The organism is Actinomycetota bacterium, assembly GCA_030650795.1.
In the GTDB taxonomy this organism is placed as follows: Bacteria; Actinomycetota; Actinomycetes; order S36-B12; family S36-B12; genus UBA11398.
The window spans coordinates 118,605-133,993 of sequence record JAUSDJ010000031.1 but is presented as its reverse complement, the minus strand read 5'-3'; the positions used below and the strand labels follow the sequence as shown (position 1 = coordinate 133,993).

At 59.3% G+C, this 15,389-nt stretch carries 13 protein-coding genes; 10 read left to right on the top strand and 3 right to left on the bottom strand.

What is annotated here, in order from left to right; translation table 11 throughout:
• Window positions 1–39: 39 nt before the first annotated feature.
• Window positions 40–954 (top strand): NAD-dependent epimerase/dehydratase family protein, encoded by a 915-nt coding sequence (locus tag Q7L55_10010; protein MDO8732884.1) that lies wholly within the window; start codon window positions 40–42, stop codon window positions 952–954.
• 11 nt (window positions 955–965) lie between these two features.
• Here Q7L55_10010 and Q7L55_10005 read toward each other — a convergent pair whose 3' ends face one another.
• Window positions 966–1,799, bottom strand: a complete 834-nt coding sequence (locus Q7L55_10005; protein MDO8732883.1) for a class I SAM-dependent methyltransferase — start codon at window positions 1,797–1,799, stop codon at window positions 966–968.
• A gap of 113 nt (window positions 1,800–1,912) precedes the next feature.
• Between Q7L55_10005 and Q7L55_10000 the strand changes: the two genes are divergently transcribed.
• Window positions 1,913–3,673, top strand: a complete 1,761-nt coding sequence (locus Q7L55_10000; protein MDO8732882.1) for a DUF4012 domain-containing protein — start codon at window positions 1,913–1,915, stop codon at window positions 3,671–3,673.
• Between the two features lie 14 nt (window positions 3,674–3,687).
• Here the strand turns inward: Q7L55_10000 and Q7L55_09995 are convergent, their stop codons facing one another.
• Window positions 3,688–4,872 carry a nucleotidyltransferase family protein gene (locus tag Q7L55_09995; GenBank protein ID MDO8732881.1) on the bottom strand — a complete coding sequence of 395 codons (1,185 nt, stop codon included), beginning with the start codon at window positions 4,870–4,872 and terminating at the stop codon, window positions 3,688–3,690.
• Between the two features lie 70 nt (window positions 4,873–4,942).
• Between Q7L55_09995 and Q7L55_09990 the strand changes: the two genes are divergently transcribed.
• The 3 genes from Q7L55_09990 (at window position 4,943) to Q7L55_09980 (ending at window position 9,052) form a co-directional block, all read left to right on the top strand.
• The gene (locus Q7L55_09990; protein MDO8732880.1) at window positions 4,943–6,178 is read left to right on the top strand and encodes a hypothetical protein; all 1,236 of its coding nucleotides are present in this window, start codon (window positions 4,943–4,945) and stop codon (window positions 6,176–6,178) included.
• A gap of 520 nt (window positions 6,179–6,698) precedes the next feature.
• Complete coding sequence (locus tag Q7L55_09985; protein MDO8732879.1) at window positions 6,699–8,282, top strand: polysaccharide biosynthesis tyrosine autokinase; 1,584 nt, start codon at window positions 6,699–6,701, stop codon at window positions 8,280–8,282.
• An 8-nt stretch (window positions 8,283–8,290) separates the two neighbouring features.
• Window positions 8,291–9,052 (top strand): hypothetical protein, encoded by a 762-nt coding sequence (locus Q7L55_09980; protein MDO8732878.1) that lies wholly within the window; start codon window positions 8,291–8,293, stop codon window positions 9,050–9,052.
• Here Q7L55_09980 and Q7L55_09975 read toward each other — a convergent pair.
• A complete protein-coding gene (locus tag Q7L55_09975) occupies window positions 9,049–10,119 on the bottom strand; it encodes an NADH:flavin oxidoreductase/NADH oxidase (protein ID MDO8732877.1) in 1,071 nt (356 codons plus the stop codon). The genes Q7L55_09980 and Q7L55_09975 overlap by 4 nt on opposite strands.
• A 72-nt stretch (window positions 10,120–10,191) precedes the next feature.
• Here Q7L55_09975 and Q7L55_09970 point away from each other — a divergent pair, with 72 nt between their 5' ends.
• The 5 genes from Q7L55_09970 (at window position 10,192) to Q7L55_09950 (ending at window position 15,307) form a co-directional block, all read left to right on the top strand.
• Entirely contained in the window at window positions 10,192–10,518 is a 327-nt protein-coding gene (locus tag Q7L55_09970; GenBank protein ID MDO8732876.1) for a DUF3017 domain-containing protein, read from the top strand.
• A gap of 46 nt (window positions 10,519–10,564) precedes the next feature.
• Window positions 10,565–11,653, top strand: a complete 1,089-nt coding sequence (gene hisC, locus Q7L55_09965) for a histidinol-phosphate transaminase (GenBank protein ID MDO8732875.1) — start codon at window positions 10,565–10,567, stop codon at window positions 11,651–11,653.
• A gap of 123 nt (window positions 11,654–11,776) precedes the next feature.
• The gene (gene mdh / locus Q7L55_09960; GenBank protein MDO8732874.1) at window positions 11,777–12,733 is read left to right on the top strand and encodes a malate dehydrogenase; all 957 of its coding nucleotides are present in this window, start codon (window positions 11,777–11,779) and stop codon (window positions 12,731–12,733) included.
• Window positions 12,734–12,807: 74 nt separating this feature from the next.
• Entirely contained in the window at window positions 12,808–14,022 is a 1,215-nt protein-coding gene (locus Q7L55_09955; protein MDO8732873.1) for an NADP-dependent isocitrate dehydrogenase, read from the top strand.
• A 34-nt stretch (window positions 14,023–14,056) separates the two neighbouring features.
• Window positions 14,057–15,307, top strand: a complete 1,251-nt coding sequence (locus tag Q7L55_09950; GenBank protein MDO8732872.1) for a multidrug effflux MFS transporter — start codon at window positions 14,057–14,059, stop codon at window positions 15,305–15,307.
• The last annotated feature ends 82 nt before the right edge of the window (window positions 15,308–15,389 follow it).

Sequence of the window (15,389 nt, the reverse complement as noted above, 5' to 3'; positions counted from 1 at the left end):
GACTCTCGGAATGACGGGGGAACGGCATGATGGTGTGTTGTGAGAATTCTGGTGACTGGAGGAGCCGGTTTTATCGGCTCCAACTTGGTGCGGGCCCTGGTGGGTCTTCACCACAAGGTTGTGGTGCTCGATGATCTCTCAACTGGGCTTGAATCCAATCTGGACGGTACAGGCGCTGAACTCGTCCTCGGCTCTATCGCGGATCCGCTGGCGGTGGATTCAGCAGTCCGAGGAGCCGATGCGATTGTGCACCTAGCGGCGCGCGGTTCGGTTCCTCGTTCGATCCAAGAGCCCGAAGCCACGCATCTGGTCAACGCAACAGGCACGCTGAATGTGTTGGCAGCTGCCCGAACGACAGGCGCGCACGTCATCTTCTCCTCTTCCTCCTCGGTGTATGGCGCTAACACAGTGCTGCCGAAACGGGAGGAGATGTGGATGCAGCCGATCTCGCCATACGCCGCCAGCAAGATGGCCGCAGAGTCATATGCCCTTGCCTACCGCGAGGTGTACGACATGGATGTGCTCGTGTTGCGCTTCTTCAATGTGTACGGCCCGTGGCAGCGTCCCGATCACGATTACGCAGCGGTGATTCCCAGATTTGCGTGGAACGGGCTGCATGGGCTGCCAATCGAGATTCACGGAGACGGCAATCAGACTCGTGATTTCACACATGTGGATTCGGTCGTTGCGGTCATCATCGATGCTCTTGATCGCCGCTTTGGATGGCAGACGCCAGTCAATCTGGCCTTTGGTCAGAGCATTTCTGTCAACGATGTCATCGCAGAGCTCAATCGCCAGCTCGGAATAGTGATGGAGGTCGTCTCGCTTGCAGCGCGAGCAGGCGACGTGCGCAATTCGATGAATGATCCGGCCTTGCTGACCGAGCTCTTCCCGCAGGCCCGCGCAATTGCGTTCTCTGAGGGCATTGCGTCAGTGCTTGATTGGCTGCGGTAGCCCACCGCGATTCACTCGGTCGGTGCGCGAAAGCCGACTGCACACCAGTACGGCATATGTTCTGCGAAGGTGATGTCAGTGAGGCCGGCGGCGAGCAACATCGTCTCAATTTCGGCTCGACTGAACCGTTGTTCGAGTCGGGTGCCAAATCGATCGCGGGCATCAGTTCGCATCACGTAGTAGGACATGTGCTGATAGGTGGACAAGGGCCAGCCCTCCGTATGCGCGCCGAGTCGGGAGCCGAGGGCTCCTGCTCTTGCCATGGGCCAGTAGACCGTCGATGCGATGACTTCGCAGGTGGTGTTGCGCACGGCTGCTGGCGAGTGACTGATCGTCTGGCGTAAGACATTCGATATGCGCCACAGGGCTCTGAACCAGCGCGGCCGATTCTCAAATGAGTAGTAGAGATACACCAGTAGCGGAGCTCCGGGCTTGAGCGTCTCAGCGCAGCTGCGGATCGCGGCTTGGGTGTCCGGGACGTGATGCAGTACGCCAAGGCTGTAAGCGAAGTCCATTGAACCTGCCGCCACCGGCAGCGAATCCACGCTGGCAACCACGACGGTGCAGTTATGGAGGTGCGCGAGGTTCTGCTCGGCCACTTTGGCCGCCTCAGGGCTGGCATCGATACAGATCAGTGAGCCGACTCTGGGAGCGACCATTGCAGCCCAGCGCCCGCTGCCGCAGCCAATGTCCAATCCAGCAGAAGCACTGGGCAGGCGATCCCATGGAAAGATGCCGAAGTACTTGGCGAAGGCCTGTTCGCGATCTGCTTGGCTCAGGTCCGACTGATCAAATCGCGACCACTCGTCGCCAAAAGCAGCAACCACTTCATCGTCACGATTCACGCGTGCACCTGTTCCGTGGGCTCAATCGAATGGAAAATCTAGCATCAGTTCGCGAGTGGCTCCGATGCGGCGAGCGCAGGCATTGACGCCGATGTAAGACTTCCTTGGTGCAGATGCGAAGTGAGAAGTCTCGCAAGGGATTGCGAAGTCCCGCTGCATTCGCATCGGCGCTTGCAGTCGTTGCACTGCTCATCGGGATTGGCGTCGCGCTGGCTATCTCCTGGCGCGGCACCTACCAGCAGGCGTTGACGACCAAATCAACGCTGACCCAGTTGCGCAATGTCGTACAAGCGCGCGATTGGGTCAAGGTTGATCCACTGCTTGTGCAAGCTCGGCAGGAGTCGCAAGCGCTCGATGCATCCACGCACTCACTGTCATGGCGATTGCTCAGCATGATCCCAGTGGTCGGCAGTTCTGCCGGTGCAGTCGGCGATTTGGCCACTTCTGTTGAAGAAATCCTCATAGCTGCCCAGCCACTTGTGCCCTATGCGCAGCAGGTGGTGCATTGGCAGCTGCAAGGAAATGACGGTTCATTCGATCTTTCATCACTTGCCAAGGCGGCGCCTGAGATTCGAGAGCTCGGAAGAGTGCTGGCAGTGTCCGGAGCACGATTGCAGGAAGTTAACCTCAGTCACGCCCCGCAGAGTCTGGTCACGGCTGTGAATGAGGTGCGCGATCTTGCTGTGAATTCGGCAGACGCAGTGACCGCGGCGGCAGACCTCGCCACGTGGGGTCCCTCGCTCGTGGGCGCGGATGGCGCTCGAACTTGGTTGGTGATGCTTCAGAATCCCGCAGAAGCCCGCGGTTCTGGTGGCTTTCCCGGCGGCTATCTGACCGTCACTGCGAAGGATGGCCGACTCAACGTGCGCTCTGTTGGCACGAGTAATGACCTTTCAAAACACGCCATCCCCGATGGAAGTGCGCCCGCTGACTCCAAAAGCCTGTGGGGCAAGAGGTTGAAGGCCTGGAACAGCTTCAATCAATCACCGCACTTTCCGATGGTTGCCAAATTGGCTGCCGCCGGGATGGCTGCTCGCGGTGAGCCGGTAGGCGGAGTCGTCGCGGTTGATCCGCGAATGGTTGCGGCCTTGCTGAAGGTGATCGGTCCTATCGCAGCTAGTGGGCAGACCGTCACCGCCGAGAACGCCGAGAAGTTCTTCATGGTTGACGTCTATGCAAAATACCGCGATGAGCGAGTTCGTGACGACGTGACGATGGCTGTAGTGCAGGCAATTCTTGCAAAGTTCCTCTCGGTTCCGCTGGATCCAAGTGCCTTGGTCAATGCGCTGCGTGAGCCGATCGCGCAGGGACATATGCGCGCCTGGAGCGACCGGCCGAAAGAGGAGTCCTGGCTGGCACAGACTGCGGTGGGGGGAGTGGTGCTGGACACTGCAGGTCCGGTCATTGCTGTGGTGTCCAATAACTCTGCAGGCAGCAAGATGGACGCATTTGTGAGCACTGCGATTGACTACCGAGTCGGCAGTTGTTCAGATGCAACTCGGCAGTCCACAATTGCGATCACCCTCACCAACAATGCGCCGAAGGGCCTGCCGCGAGGGCTCGGCACCTATGACAGATATGACGATTACAGCGCGCCGGCGAATTCCACGAGCACCGTTCTCGCGGTCTACCCGCCAGTCAACTCGAACTTCAATTCGGCGACCATCGACGGAAAGAACGCGCCGATGTATCTGGGTCATGAGCGCAACCGGCAGGTCTGGTACATCTACCTGCCAATCAATCAGGGTCAGAAACGCGTCTTGGATGTGAGCTTCGGCCAGCCACGTGTGCTGGGTGTGGCTGCGCGAGTCATCACGCAGTCGATGGCTATCGATCCCGAGATCTCGATCGCGGACGAGGCAGCCTGTTCTTGAGGCAGGTTCTTGGCTTATTCAGGGTTCTTGATAGGACCTCGACGGATCCTGGCTCGTGCATGACCGGCTATGGAGCGCGTGAGTTCGCTCAGAGTCAAAGGGCCGGAATCGTGCGGCAGCGACTCTGGCCGGGCGAGAGCGTAGGAGACCAAGAGTCGTGCGAACTCAACAGGGATCCTGCCGTAGCGATAGTTCTCGTACCCCCATTGGATTTGCTCGATGCTGGAGGTAGCGGGTCGCCCTGAGAGCGGGTAGAGGCGATTGCGATCCCACTGCCTGCGCTGGGCCTGAATGTTATGGATCTGAAGTCCGGTTGACTCAAACTGTTGTGCCGAAGGACCGCCGAGTAGGCGGAAGGCCAAGCTGGAAGAGGCGCGGGTCACCGCCAGATCGCGCTTGGTGCCGACGACGGGATTGACTTGCCCGCGCAGCAGCCGAGACACATCAATGACTTGGCGCAAGGAACGGTAGCGATCGTGATGGAGGTGGTAGCAGGCCGCCATCAGGGAATCGTGACGACTCAACGTGAGCACCCGGTCTCCGGCTATCTCCATCTCTTCTGAGCGATGGAGGAGTGCAGTGGTGCCTGGAAGCAGTGAGCGCTCCTTGGCGAGATGCCAGTGGATGTCGAGCTGTGCTCGCGGTCCGTTGAGCGTGATCGCTCTTATGCTCCACCTGATCCAGGGCCACCAATCGTGCAATTGTTGCTGGGTGAAGCCGTCCAGCTGCCACCCATCAGCGATGAGCAAGTCGGCGGCTGCGAGCAGGTCGGCTTCCTCGAGCAGGAAATCCATGTCCCCGGCACCTCGAGCGGTGAGGCTCGCCGTGGTCAACTGGCTCAGGGCCACCCCTTTGAAGGTGCAGCTGCGGATTCCGGCATGGTCAAATGCGGCCCAGATGCGTGTGAGTTCGGTGGCAAGCGTGAGGGCTTGGAGCGATGACTCGATGCTGAGTTCCTGGAGCTCATCGACGACTCTGGAGGGAATACCTACTGCAGTGCCCTGATTGGACAGAAGCTGCTCCACGCGGTGCTCACGTGCTGCGCGCAGGAATTCACCCTCATCCAGCAAGGAAAGGTCGACCCGAGCCGAGGCACTCTGCTGCCCGTTTTGGGCCGTTTCCGCATCTAAGGCGTGGTGGACAATCTTCACGAGTAAATCCACTTGAGCCGAGGCGAGTCCTGCGTGGGCACCTCTCATGACAGGAGCCTAGGACGCGTCGCAGACATGCGCCCCTTGGATTTGAGCGGCATGCGGGTAGATTGTGATCATGGGGGGCAAGAACCACCATTCATTTGGCGTATTGGGAGTGGTCTCATACGTCCTGTCACCGCACGCTCAATTCGAGCGAGTTGGCCGCGAATGGCTGGTGCTCGGTCCTGATCAGGAGTCAGTCTTCCGATTGAGCGGCGATAGCGCTCGGGTCATCGATCTGCTGAATGACGGGCAACATCGGCTGCCGGACGAACTCATTCCGGTCGCCGAAACCCTCTTGGATCGTGGCGTCGTGATCGGCTCAGGTCCGTGGTCACATGGTTTCTACACACGCCGAAGGGCGCTGGCCCTGGGCATCGGTGGGGCCGCCGGGCTGGCGGTGCTCGCCCTGCCGACCGCGGCGGCGGCCGCATCAACGAACTGGGCGACGACCGGCAATGGCACTGGTGGCACGTGGACCACCGGCACAGTCACGGTGTCGGGCACGGTGCTGCCGAGTTGGAGGTTGACCGGCACCACCGGCGGTAACTCAACCTTCCAGGTCCTCCGCGCGCACAGCGTGAAGATCCTGCTGGTGGGTGGCGGTGGCGGTGGCGGATGCGGGGTCACTACTGCCGGTGATGGTGGCGGTGGCGGTGGCGGTGGCGCCTACGTCTCAGCAACAGTTGCCATTCCCAATGGCGAGACCATCACCATCGGCTTGGGTGCAGGTGGAAACGGTGGCACTATCGCGGGGCCAACAGCGGCAACCCAGGGTGGCAATTCCACGGCCACGAGCTCAACTCTGGGAACCATCACCGGCTACGGCGGCGCACCAGGCAAGGGTGGCGGCACCGAATCCGTCGGCACGTATGGTTCGGGCGGCGGCGGCGGGTATGTGAGTTCCGTGGCTGAGGCAGCGGACGCCGCGGGAACCGACGGATTAGGGGGAGGCGCGGGCATTCCGAGCGGCAACGGAAATCAGTTCGGCGGTGGCGGTGGCGGTGGCCAGTCAACAGTTGGTGGAAATGCGGTTTCCGGCACAGGGAATTCAACCACTGGTGGCACTGGTGGGACTGGATATGACGCGATAACCGAGTTTGGCTCAACTCTGGGCTCTGTCGTCGGGTCAGGCGGTGGCGGTGGTGGCAGTGCGACCGGCGGCACCGCTGGCGCGGGTGCCGGAGCTGGATCGACCTTGAATACCGCTGGATTAAATGCAATTGTCAATCGAGCAGGCGGTGGTGGTGGCGCCCAAACGGCTTCCGGTGGTACCGGTGCTCGTGGAGTATTCATGCTTCGTCAGGCCTGAACTCGCGCTCGGGGCTCTTGCCTTGCCTGGGTGATATCTTTTCATCATGAGTCCGTTGGGAGCGATACGTGGTGACTGCACGTGATTCAGTCACCTATTCGCTCTCACCGTATTCATCTCTTGAGCGCGTAGGCCGCGATTTGTTGGCTCTGGGCCCCGGTCAGGTTCCAGTTTTCCGCCTGAGCGGTGACAGTGCGCACATCGTCGAACTTCTACAAGATGGTCATTTCATCGTTCCTGATGAACTCATCCCCATTGCAGCCACTGGGTACAACGCGGTCACTGAGTGTGGGGCGACAATTGGGATCGTGGTGGGCTCTAGTGGTGGTGGCGGAAGCTCACTGGCGGGCCGCCGGTACCAATGCCCGTCAGGGAGGCAAGACTACGATGGCCGTATTGTCCGGCATGGCGAATCGCACCGCCGGCGGCGGCGGCGCAAACGGCGACAGGCGGCGCCGGTGCGCGCGGTATCTTCTACATTCGGCAGGCGTGACAAGGTGATTGAGACTTGGAGAGTTCCATGGTGACGCCTGTGCAGGACAGGCCAAGCGTTTTTGACATCCGCTATCTCGTAGCGGTGTTTCTGCGCGGTTGGAAGATCATTGCGCTCTGCGCTGTTGTAGCGGTAGTGCTTGGCTACGCTTGGAGTTCACGACAGACTCCGCAGTATCAGGCTTCGGCTGTAGTCTCGCTGAACCCAATCGTCGCGGTGGTCAATTCCAGTGGCAGTGTCTCAAGCGCTGAGGTGCAAACGCAGATCCAGATTCTTGCTTCCTCGGCTACCGCTGAGTTAGTCACGAAGAAGCTCGGCCAGCCTGTCGAGGCGAACATCGCGCTTTTGTCCCCCCAAACCTCGAATATTCTGATCACCGGCTATTCGACTTCGCCTGAAATCGCATCCGAGACGGCAAATGCTTATGCCGAGGTATTCGGCGAACTTGTGAAAACCTCAGATCTCGAACTGAACGCCAGCGCCCGCACAGTCCTGCTCGCTCGTCTGACCGACGTTGAAGGGCGGCTCCGCGCCAAGGGCGAGAATCCACGGGCCGCAAGCACCTCAACGCTCCCAGATGTCCAGGACATGCGCAGTCAGCAGCGCACCTATCAGCAGCAGTTGTCCAGTCTTGGTGACAGTGCGAGATTCATTGAGCAAGGCCGGGTGGAGGTATTGGATCCGGCGGTCACCCCGACATCGCCATTCGCGCCGAATAATCGACGCACAGTTCTGCTTTCGCTCCTCATGGGTGTTCTGCTCGGTGTTGGCATCGTCTTCGGCCGCGAGCATTTCAACGATGTGGTCAAGGGCGTGGCTGAATTTGAGGCGACCACAGGTGGGCTGCCGATCCTCGGCTTCGTTCCTCTTGATCGTGACTGGGGGCTGGTATCTGAAACGCACTTGGCGGTCCTTGAAGCACCGACATCCGGCATCGCCGAGTCCTATCGTGGTCTGCGAACTGCGCTGCAGTACATCCGAGTCGATACGCCGGTTCATGTGATGCAGGTGACCAGCCCATTGCCCCAGGATGGAAAGACGACAACCGTCGCGAATCTGGCCGTGGCCCTGGCACTTACTGGTCGCAGTGTTCTGCTGATCGATCTGGATCTGCGCAGACCCCGCCTTCATACCTTCTTTGGTCTCAGCAATGACACTGGCTTCACGACCTACCTTGCCGATTTGGGCACACGCGAACAGGCAATCGTGGCGATCGACAGGGTAGAAGGGCTGTGTGTTCTGCCATCGGGCCCAATACCGTCGGACCCTTCCGAACTCCTAGAAAGCGGCAAGACGCGAGAACTGCTCACCGAACTTGGCACCCAGTTCGATCTCATCCTGGTCGATAGTCCGCCGATTCTTGGTCTGAGTGACGCTCTGGTCATCTCGACCATGGTTGATACGTCAGTGCTGGTCGCACGTTCGGGAATGGTGACCAAGCGTGATCTTCGAGCTGCAGTTGAACAGATGCGCAAGGTGAATGCTCCGCTTGTCGGGGCGGTGGTGAACAGCGTGGATACCTCCAAGCGAGATGCATACAGCTACTACGGCTATGGCTACGGCACGTATTACGGCAAGGCCTACGGCTACAACCGATCCAACTCTGAGTAAGTCTGCAGATGGATGCACTTGTGTGGGGGCAGGCCCAAGATGGGGTGCTGGCTCGCATTGAAATCTTCAACGGCGGTGCTGACTCCTTGGAATCGATCTGGCCGCTGATCGGCTTGCAGCGAGCGGCCTCGGTGGACGAGTCAGCAGATGTGCCAGAAGCCGAATTCCATTGGGCTGTTGACGCGAGCGAGCCGGTATCAATGTCGATGCTGGAATCTGAATTCGCGCTCTTCGCAGCCGAGCATCTGAGCAGTGGCGTTGCGATTCATGCTGCGTTGCTGGAGCATCTCGGGCGGGTGCTGCTACTGCCAGGCCCGTCGTTCATTGGCAAGTCCAGCCTGGCTGCGGCAGCTGACGCCGCTGGCTGGAATGTGTTGAGCGATGAGTACGCCGTTGTTGATCCGCTGTCATATCTGGTCTATGGCTGGCCACGCCACATCAAGTTACGCGAAGGTCAAGGTTGGATTCGTGGCGCGTCGGCTCGCGCGCACGAGCCGCACGGAGTTGATCTCATTGCTTTTCTTAATTTTTCATCAGACGATCTGATTGCTGGAGCAACTGCATTAACCGTTCGCCACTTTGAACCTGGTGAGGCGGCGATGGAACTGCTCGCCAATACCGTTTGCGCTCAGCGAAGGCCGAAGGATTCATTCATCGTTGCTTCGGCACTTGCCCGCACGACTCCAGCAATCAGTGGAGTGCGTGGCGAAGCTGACAGAGCAATCCAGAGTCTGGCCCAGTTGTTGGCTGCGGCTATTGGGTTGACCTAGCTCACCCAACTGGCTCCGCCGCGCATCTGCTTTGCCCAGCGCACCCGTTCGCCGAGTTCGTGTGCAGCGCGCAGTGGCCAATGCGGATCGCGCAACATCTGGCGCGCTAAGAACACCACGTCTGCCTTGCCTGATGCGAGGATGAGTTCGGCTTGTTCGGCCTCGGTGATGCGCCCAACTGCACCCGTAAGGATTCCGGTGTGCGCACGAATCTGTTCGGCGAGATCGATCTGGTAGTTCACCTCATTTGGAATCTCAGCGGCTGCAGCGCTGCCGCCTGACGAGGTGTCAATGAGATCGATGCCAAGTTGATCAAGCTCTTTCACGAACATGACGCTCTGCTCGACATCCCAGCCGCCTTCGACCCAGTCGGTTGCAGAGATGCGCACGAATACTGGCTTGTCTTCAGGGAAGGCCGCGCGCACAGCAGCCGCTACTGCGATCGGAAAGCGCATCCGATTCTCAAGTGAACCGCCGTACTCATCAGTTCTTTCGTTGCTCAAGGGTGAGAGGAACTGGTGCAGGAGGTAGCCGTGCGCGGCGTGAATCTCCACAACATCAAAGCCCGCTTCGTGGGCGCGGACGGCCGCCTCAGCAAAAGCCTTGGTGGTCGCATGGATTTCGTCGACTGTCATTTCATGCGGAGTCTGATACCCCTCAAAGGCAAGTGCCGAAGGAGCAGGTGCACTCCATCCACCGTCTTCGATGGAGACATGCTTGCCCCCATTCCAGGAAGCAGCCATTGAGCCCTTGCGGCCGGCATGTGCCAGTTGAATTCCAGCCTTGACACTCTGAGTGTGAATGAAATCCACGACTCGGGCCCAGGCCGTCACCTGCTCCTGATTCCAGATGCCGGGACAGTCGGGACTGATTCGCGCCTGCGGCAGAACTCCTGTTGCTTCGGCCATCACCAGGCCGGCCTTACCCGTTGCGTATGCGCCGAGGGTGACCAAGTGCCAGTCGCCAACGATCCCGTCTACTGCCGAGTACTGGCACATAGGGGACAGCCAAGCGCGGTTGGGGAATTCGACCCCGCGAATGGTCAAGGGCGAGAAGAGCAGGGTCATGAAGGCCTCACAGAATTCGGGACAAGTCGTTGAAGAGTCAACAGTAGTTCGACTCGCATTAGGCTGATTGCGATGTCCGCCAACAGCGAAGAGCCGCTCGCTTCCGTGCACCCGATATCTGCACGCCGTCGGCGTCGACTCAACTTGCCGCAATGGCCAATCAGCATCGTGCTGGTTGGCGTTGCCCTGTCCTTGATTGTCGTCGCCTTCGTGTCATTTCGGCGGGGTTCAATCATGCTTTCGGCATTCGTGACCCTTGCGCTCTTCTTGCGCTTGATCCTTCCTGACTCCGAAGCCGGATGGTTAGTGGTGCGAAGCAAGAAAATCGACGTCGCGACATTGGCGGTGCTCGCGGTCGGGTTGACGGTGATGTCCTTCTGGGTGCCGAATCCCTCGTGATTGAGGTCCTGTGCCTGAACGCTGCCCCCTTTGCGATAGTTCAGTTGTGAGCACAGACCCAGGTCCCCGCCTGCGAGCCGTCCTGGGTCAGATTCCGAGTTACAAAGCAGGGCAGCCAGCTCCCGTCCATCAAGGAGTCACCTCGCACAAGCTTTCAAGCAACGAGAACCCCTTTCCGCCGCTGACCGCTGTGTTGGCGGCGGCTCGCGAAGCTGCTGGGTCGATGCAGTCGTATCCAGATTTCGCATCGTCGGAGTTGATTGCTGCGTTGTCCGTCCGATTTGAAGTGCCGCAATCACATTTGGCAGTAGCCACTGGCAGCGTTGCGCTGACCCAGCAACTCGTGAACATCACGAGCGAACCCGGCGACAGTGTTGTGTTCGCATGGCGCTCCTTTGAGTCGTATCCCATCGTGACGATGATCGGGGGAGCGTCACCAGTGCAAGTCCCGCTAGACAGCAACGATCGTCATGACTTGAACGCAATGCTTGCTGCGGTTGACGGCAGCACTCGATTGATCTTTGTGTGCAACCCAAACAACCCCACAGGTACAGCAGTTGGTCGCGACGAACTCGAGAAATTCGTGAACGCGGTTCCGTCTGATGTCTTAATCGTCATTGATGAGGCGTACCGCGAGTTCGTGAATCCGGGCCGCATTCCCGACGGGATAGATCTATATCGCGATCGCTCGAATGTCGCAGTACTTCGAACTTTTTCCAAGGCATACGGGCTCGCTGGTCTGCGTGTTGGATTCTGTATTGCGCATGAGCCAGTGGCGGAGGCCTTGCGCAAGGTCCAAATTCCATTTGGAGTGTCTTCGGTTGCGCAAGCCGCTGCGATAGCGGCGCTCGGTGCTGAGGACGAAGCACTGGAACGAGTGCACTTGCTAGTAGTGGAGCGTGAGCGCATTGAAATCGGTTTGCGAAGTGCGGGATTTTCGCCCTCTGAATCCGAAGCGAACTTCATCTGGCTTCGACTCGGCGAGCAGACTTCCGACTTCGCCCAGGCCTGTGAATCGGTCGGCCTGGCCGTGCGGCCATTCGCCGGAGAGGGTGTTCGGGTCAGCGTTGGGCTGCCCGAAGCCAATGCTCGCTTCATCGAAACTGCCCTGCAGTGGCGGCGATCTCGCCCATAGTGGACTGCCGTAGTGCACAAGTGAGGCTTGCATCACATGGCCCCAATCTCAAGGGGTAGCACCCCAATTGCTGGAGTACCTTGAGCCTTTGATTTGAACCCCGATTCCCTTGGAAGGCAGTTCATGGCTCGCAGTGGCAAGGTCGCCGTCATCGGTGCAGGTTTCTATGGTTCAACTACAGCAATGCGTCTGGCGGAGTACGACATCTTCGAGACCGTGGTGCTGACGGATGTGGTCGATGGCAAGGCAGAAGGCTTGGCCCTTGACTTGAACCAGTCTCGCTGGATTGAGGGATTTGAGACCAAGGTTGTCGGACAAACCACTGGTCCCAATGGCGAGGGATACGAAGCCATTGCTGGCTCTGACATCGTTGTCATCACTGCAGGCCTGCCTCGCAAGCCTGGCATGAGCCGGATGGATCTCATTGAGACCAATGCTCGCATCATGCGTCAGGTCGCCGAGAACATTGCCAAGCATGCGCCCGAGACGGTCGTCATCAACGTTGCCAACCCACTGGATGAGATGACCGCGCTCGCGCAGATCGTCACTGGCTTTCCATACGCCCGAGTCATCGGTCAAGCTGGCATGCTCGACACTGCCCGCTTCACTCACTTCGTTGCAGAAGAACTCAATGTCTCCGTCGCCACGGTGACCACCCTCACTCTGGGTTCGCATGGCGACACGATGGTTCCCGTCGCCTCTGCCTGCACTGTTGATGGCAAGCCACTTTCGGACCTGCTTTCCGCAGAGAAGATCGAAGAGCTCGTTGTGCGGACCCGCAACGGTGGAGCCGAGATCGTGGCACTGCTCAAGACTGGTTCGGCCTTCTACGCACCATCAGCTGCGGCGGCTCGCATGGCCAAGGCGGTCCATGAGGATTCCGGCGACGTCATGCCCGTGTGCGCGTGGGTCGATGGCGAATATGGCCTTCATGGCGCCTACCTCGGCGTTGAGGCGCAACTCGGCGCTGGTGGCATCCGCAAGATCGTGGAAACTCCGTTGACGGACGCTGAGCAGGCGCTGCTCGTTGAGGCATATGAGGCAGTGAAAACCAAGCAAGCCGACGTCAAGGATCTCTAGACTGCTAGATCGCCGACCGGCTGCGATCCAGCTGGTCAGTAGTTCGTACAGCACCTACCCACAAGGAGCAAGCGTTGAGCAAGATCAAGGTAGCCAACCCTGTCGTTGAACTTGACGGCGACGAAATGACCCGCATCATCTGGAAGTTCATCAAGGATGAGTTGATCCTGAAGTACCTGGATGTCGACCTCAAGTACTACGACCTCGGCATTGAGTACCGCGATGCAACAGATGATCAGGTCACCGTCGACTCGGCCAACGCGATTCTGAAGTACGGCGTCGGCGTGAAGTGCGCAACCATCACGCCCGATGAGGCCCGTGTTGACGAGTTCGGCCTGAAGAAGATGTGGAAGTCGCCCAACGGCACGATCCGCAACATCCTGGGTGGCGTCATCTTCCGCGAGCCGATCATCATCTCGAACATTCCGCGTCTTGTTCCTGGTTGGACCAAGCCGATCGTGGTGGGACGTCACGCATTCGGTGACCAGTACAAGGCAACCGACTTCAAGGTGCCTTCAGCTGGTTCGCTCACCATGACCTTCACGCCGACTGATGGCTCAGCTCCCATGGAGTTCGATGTATTCGACTTCCCCGGTGCAGGTGTCGCGATGGGCATGTACAACCTCGATGAGTCGATTCGCGATTTCGCTCGCGCGTCAATGCGTTATGGGCTCAATCGCAACTACCCGGTCTACCTGTCGACCAAGAACACGATCCTGAAGGCCTATGACGGCCAGTTCAAGGACATCTTCGCCGACGTGTACGAGATGGAATTCAAGTCAGAGTTCGAGGCTGCCGGCATTGAGTACGAGCACCGCCTTATCGACGACATGGTTGCCGCCGCAATGAAGTGGGAAGGCGGTTACGTCTGGGCTTGCAAGAACTACGACGGAGACGTGCAGTCCGACACCATCGCGCAGGGCTTCGGATCACTTGGGCTCATGACCAGCGTGCTCATGAGTCCAGACGGCAAGACTGTTGAAGCTGAAGCAGCACACGGAACAGTGACGCGTCACTACCGTCAGCATCAGCAGGGCAATCCAACCTCGACCAACCCGATCGCTTCGATCTTCGCGTGGACCCGCGGACTCGAGCATCGCGGAATGCTCGACGGCACGCCTGAGGTGAGCGCCTTCGCTCAGACCCTTGAGCGGGTCTGCATCGAAACTGTCGAAGAAGGCAAGATGACCAAGGATCTCTCCTTGCTCATCAGTCCTGAGCAGCCATGGCAGACCACGCAAGAATTCCTGGGTTCGATCGATGAGAACCTGCAGAAGGCGATGCGCTGAACAGGATGAAAATCACGCAAAGGAGGGGTAGCCGATGACGGTTGCTCCTCCTTCGCAGTCAGAAGCCTTCGACCACGGGCTGTCCACTCGCGGCTTGTGGATTCTGATGGGCACGATCGCGGGCATGACGGCCTTCGCGCCCTTCGCCACTGACGTCTATCTGCCGGCCTTCCCGAATCTGACCGACGATCTGCATGCCACCGACAGCGCCGCGCAACTGACTCTCACTGCCACCTTCCTTGGCATCATGATCGGTCAGTTGGTCTTCGGGCCGATGTCGGATTCCATTGGTCGTCGGCGACTGGTCATCACCATGACTCTGGCGACGATCGCGTCGACCATCGCCTGCACTCTGGCCCCCACCATCGAGTTCCTCACCTTCGCGCGCCTGGCCCTTGGCGTCACCGGTGGAGCCGGCATTGTCATCGGTCGGGCGATCGCAGCGGACATCTCCAAAGGGCCAGAGGCAGCACGCTTCTTCTCACTTCTGATGAGCATCACCATGCTGGCACCGTTGATCGGGCCGGTCGTGGGTGGCGCACTGCTGACCTGGACGCAGACTTGGCGCGCGGCCTTCATCTTCCTCACCGGATTCGTCGTGCTGCTGGCCTTGGCGATCATCTTCTTCGTGCCTGAGACCCTGCCACCTGATCGACGCCATTCCGGCGGCTTGCGGGAACTTGGCAGGGGCGCCGGGCTGATGTTCCGCGACCGCGTTTTCATGGGCTACGCGATCACTCAGGTCTTCGCCTTCGCCACCCTGTTCGCCTATCTGGCCAGTTCCTCATTCGTGTTCCAGGAGACCTTCGGGCTCAGCCCCTCTGCCTACAGCTTCGCCTTCTCCGGGATCGTCCTTTCGATCCTCTTTGTCGGAATGCTCAATCGACGACTGCTGCTGAACTTCGCAGTGCGCCGGTTGCTCGTGGTGTCCCTTGCAATCGCCACTATCGCTGCCTTTGTCCTGATTCCGATCATGGCGGTGTCCAGCCCGTCGATGTGGCTGATGATCTTCGTGCTCCTTTTCGTGATGGGCACGCGCGCGTCAATCGGTGCCAATGCCATGGCGCTTGCCCTTGAGCGCAGTGCCTTTGTCGGCACCGCATCTGCGATTATCGGAGCGATGACCTTCGCCGGAGCCCTGGTAGCCACCCCCTTGCTTGCCATCCTGCCTTTCAACACCGGCCTCACGATGGCAGTCGTCATGGCCATCTGCTCGGTTTTGTCGCTTTTGTGCACCATACTGTTGGCGAGAGAGTCGGTCAGTTCGGTCCCAGCCACCAGTTGACAGGCTGACGAGATTCATCGAAAGTTCGATTAGCGGCGGGTGGACTGCGCCACACCCCGTGGCTTACACTAGTGAATCTATT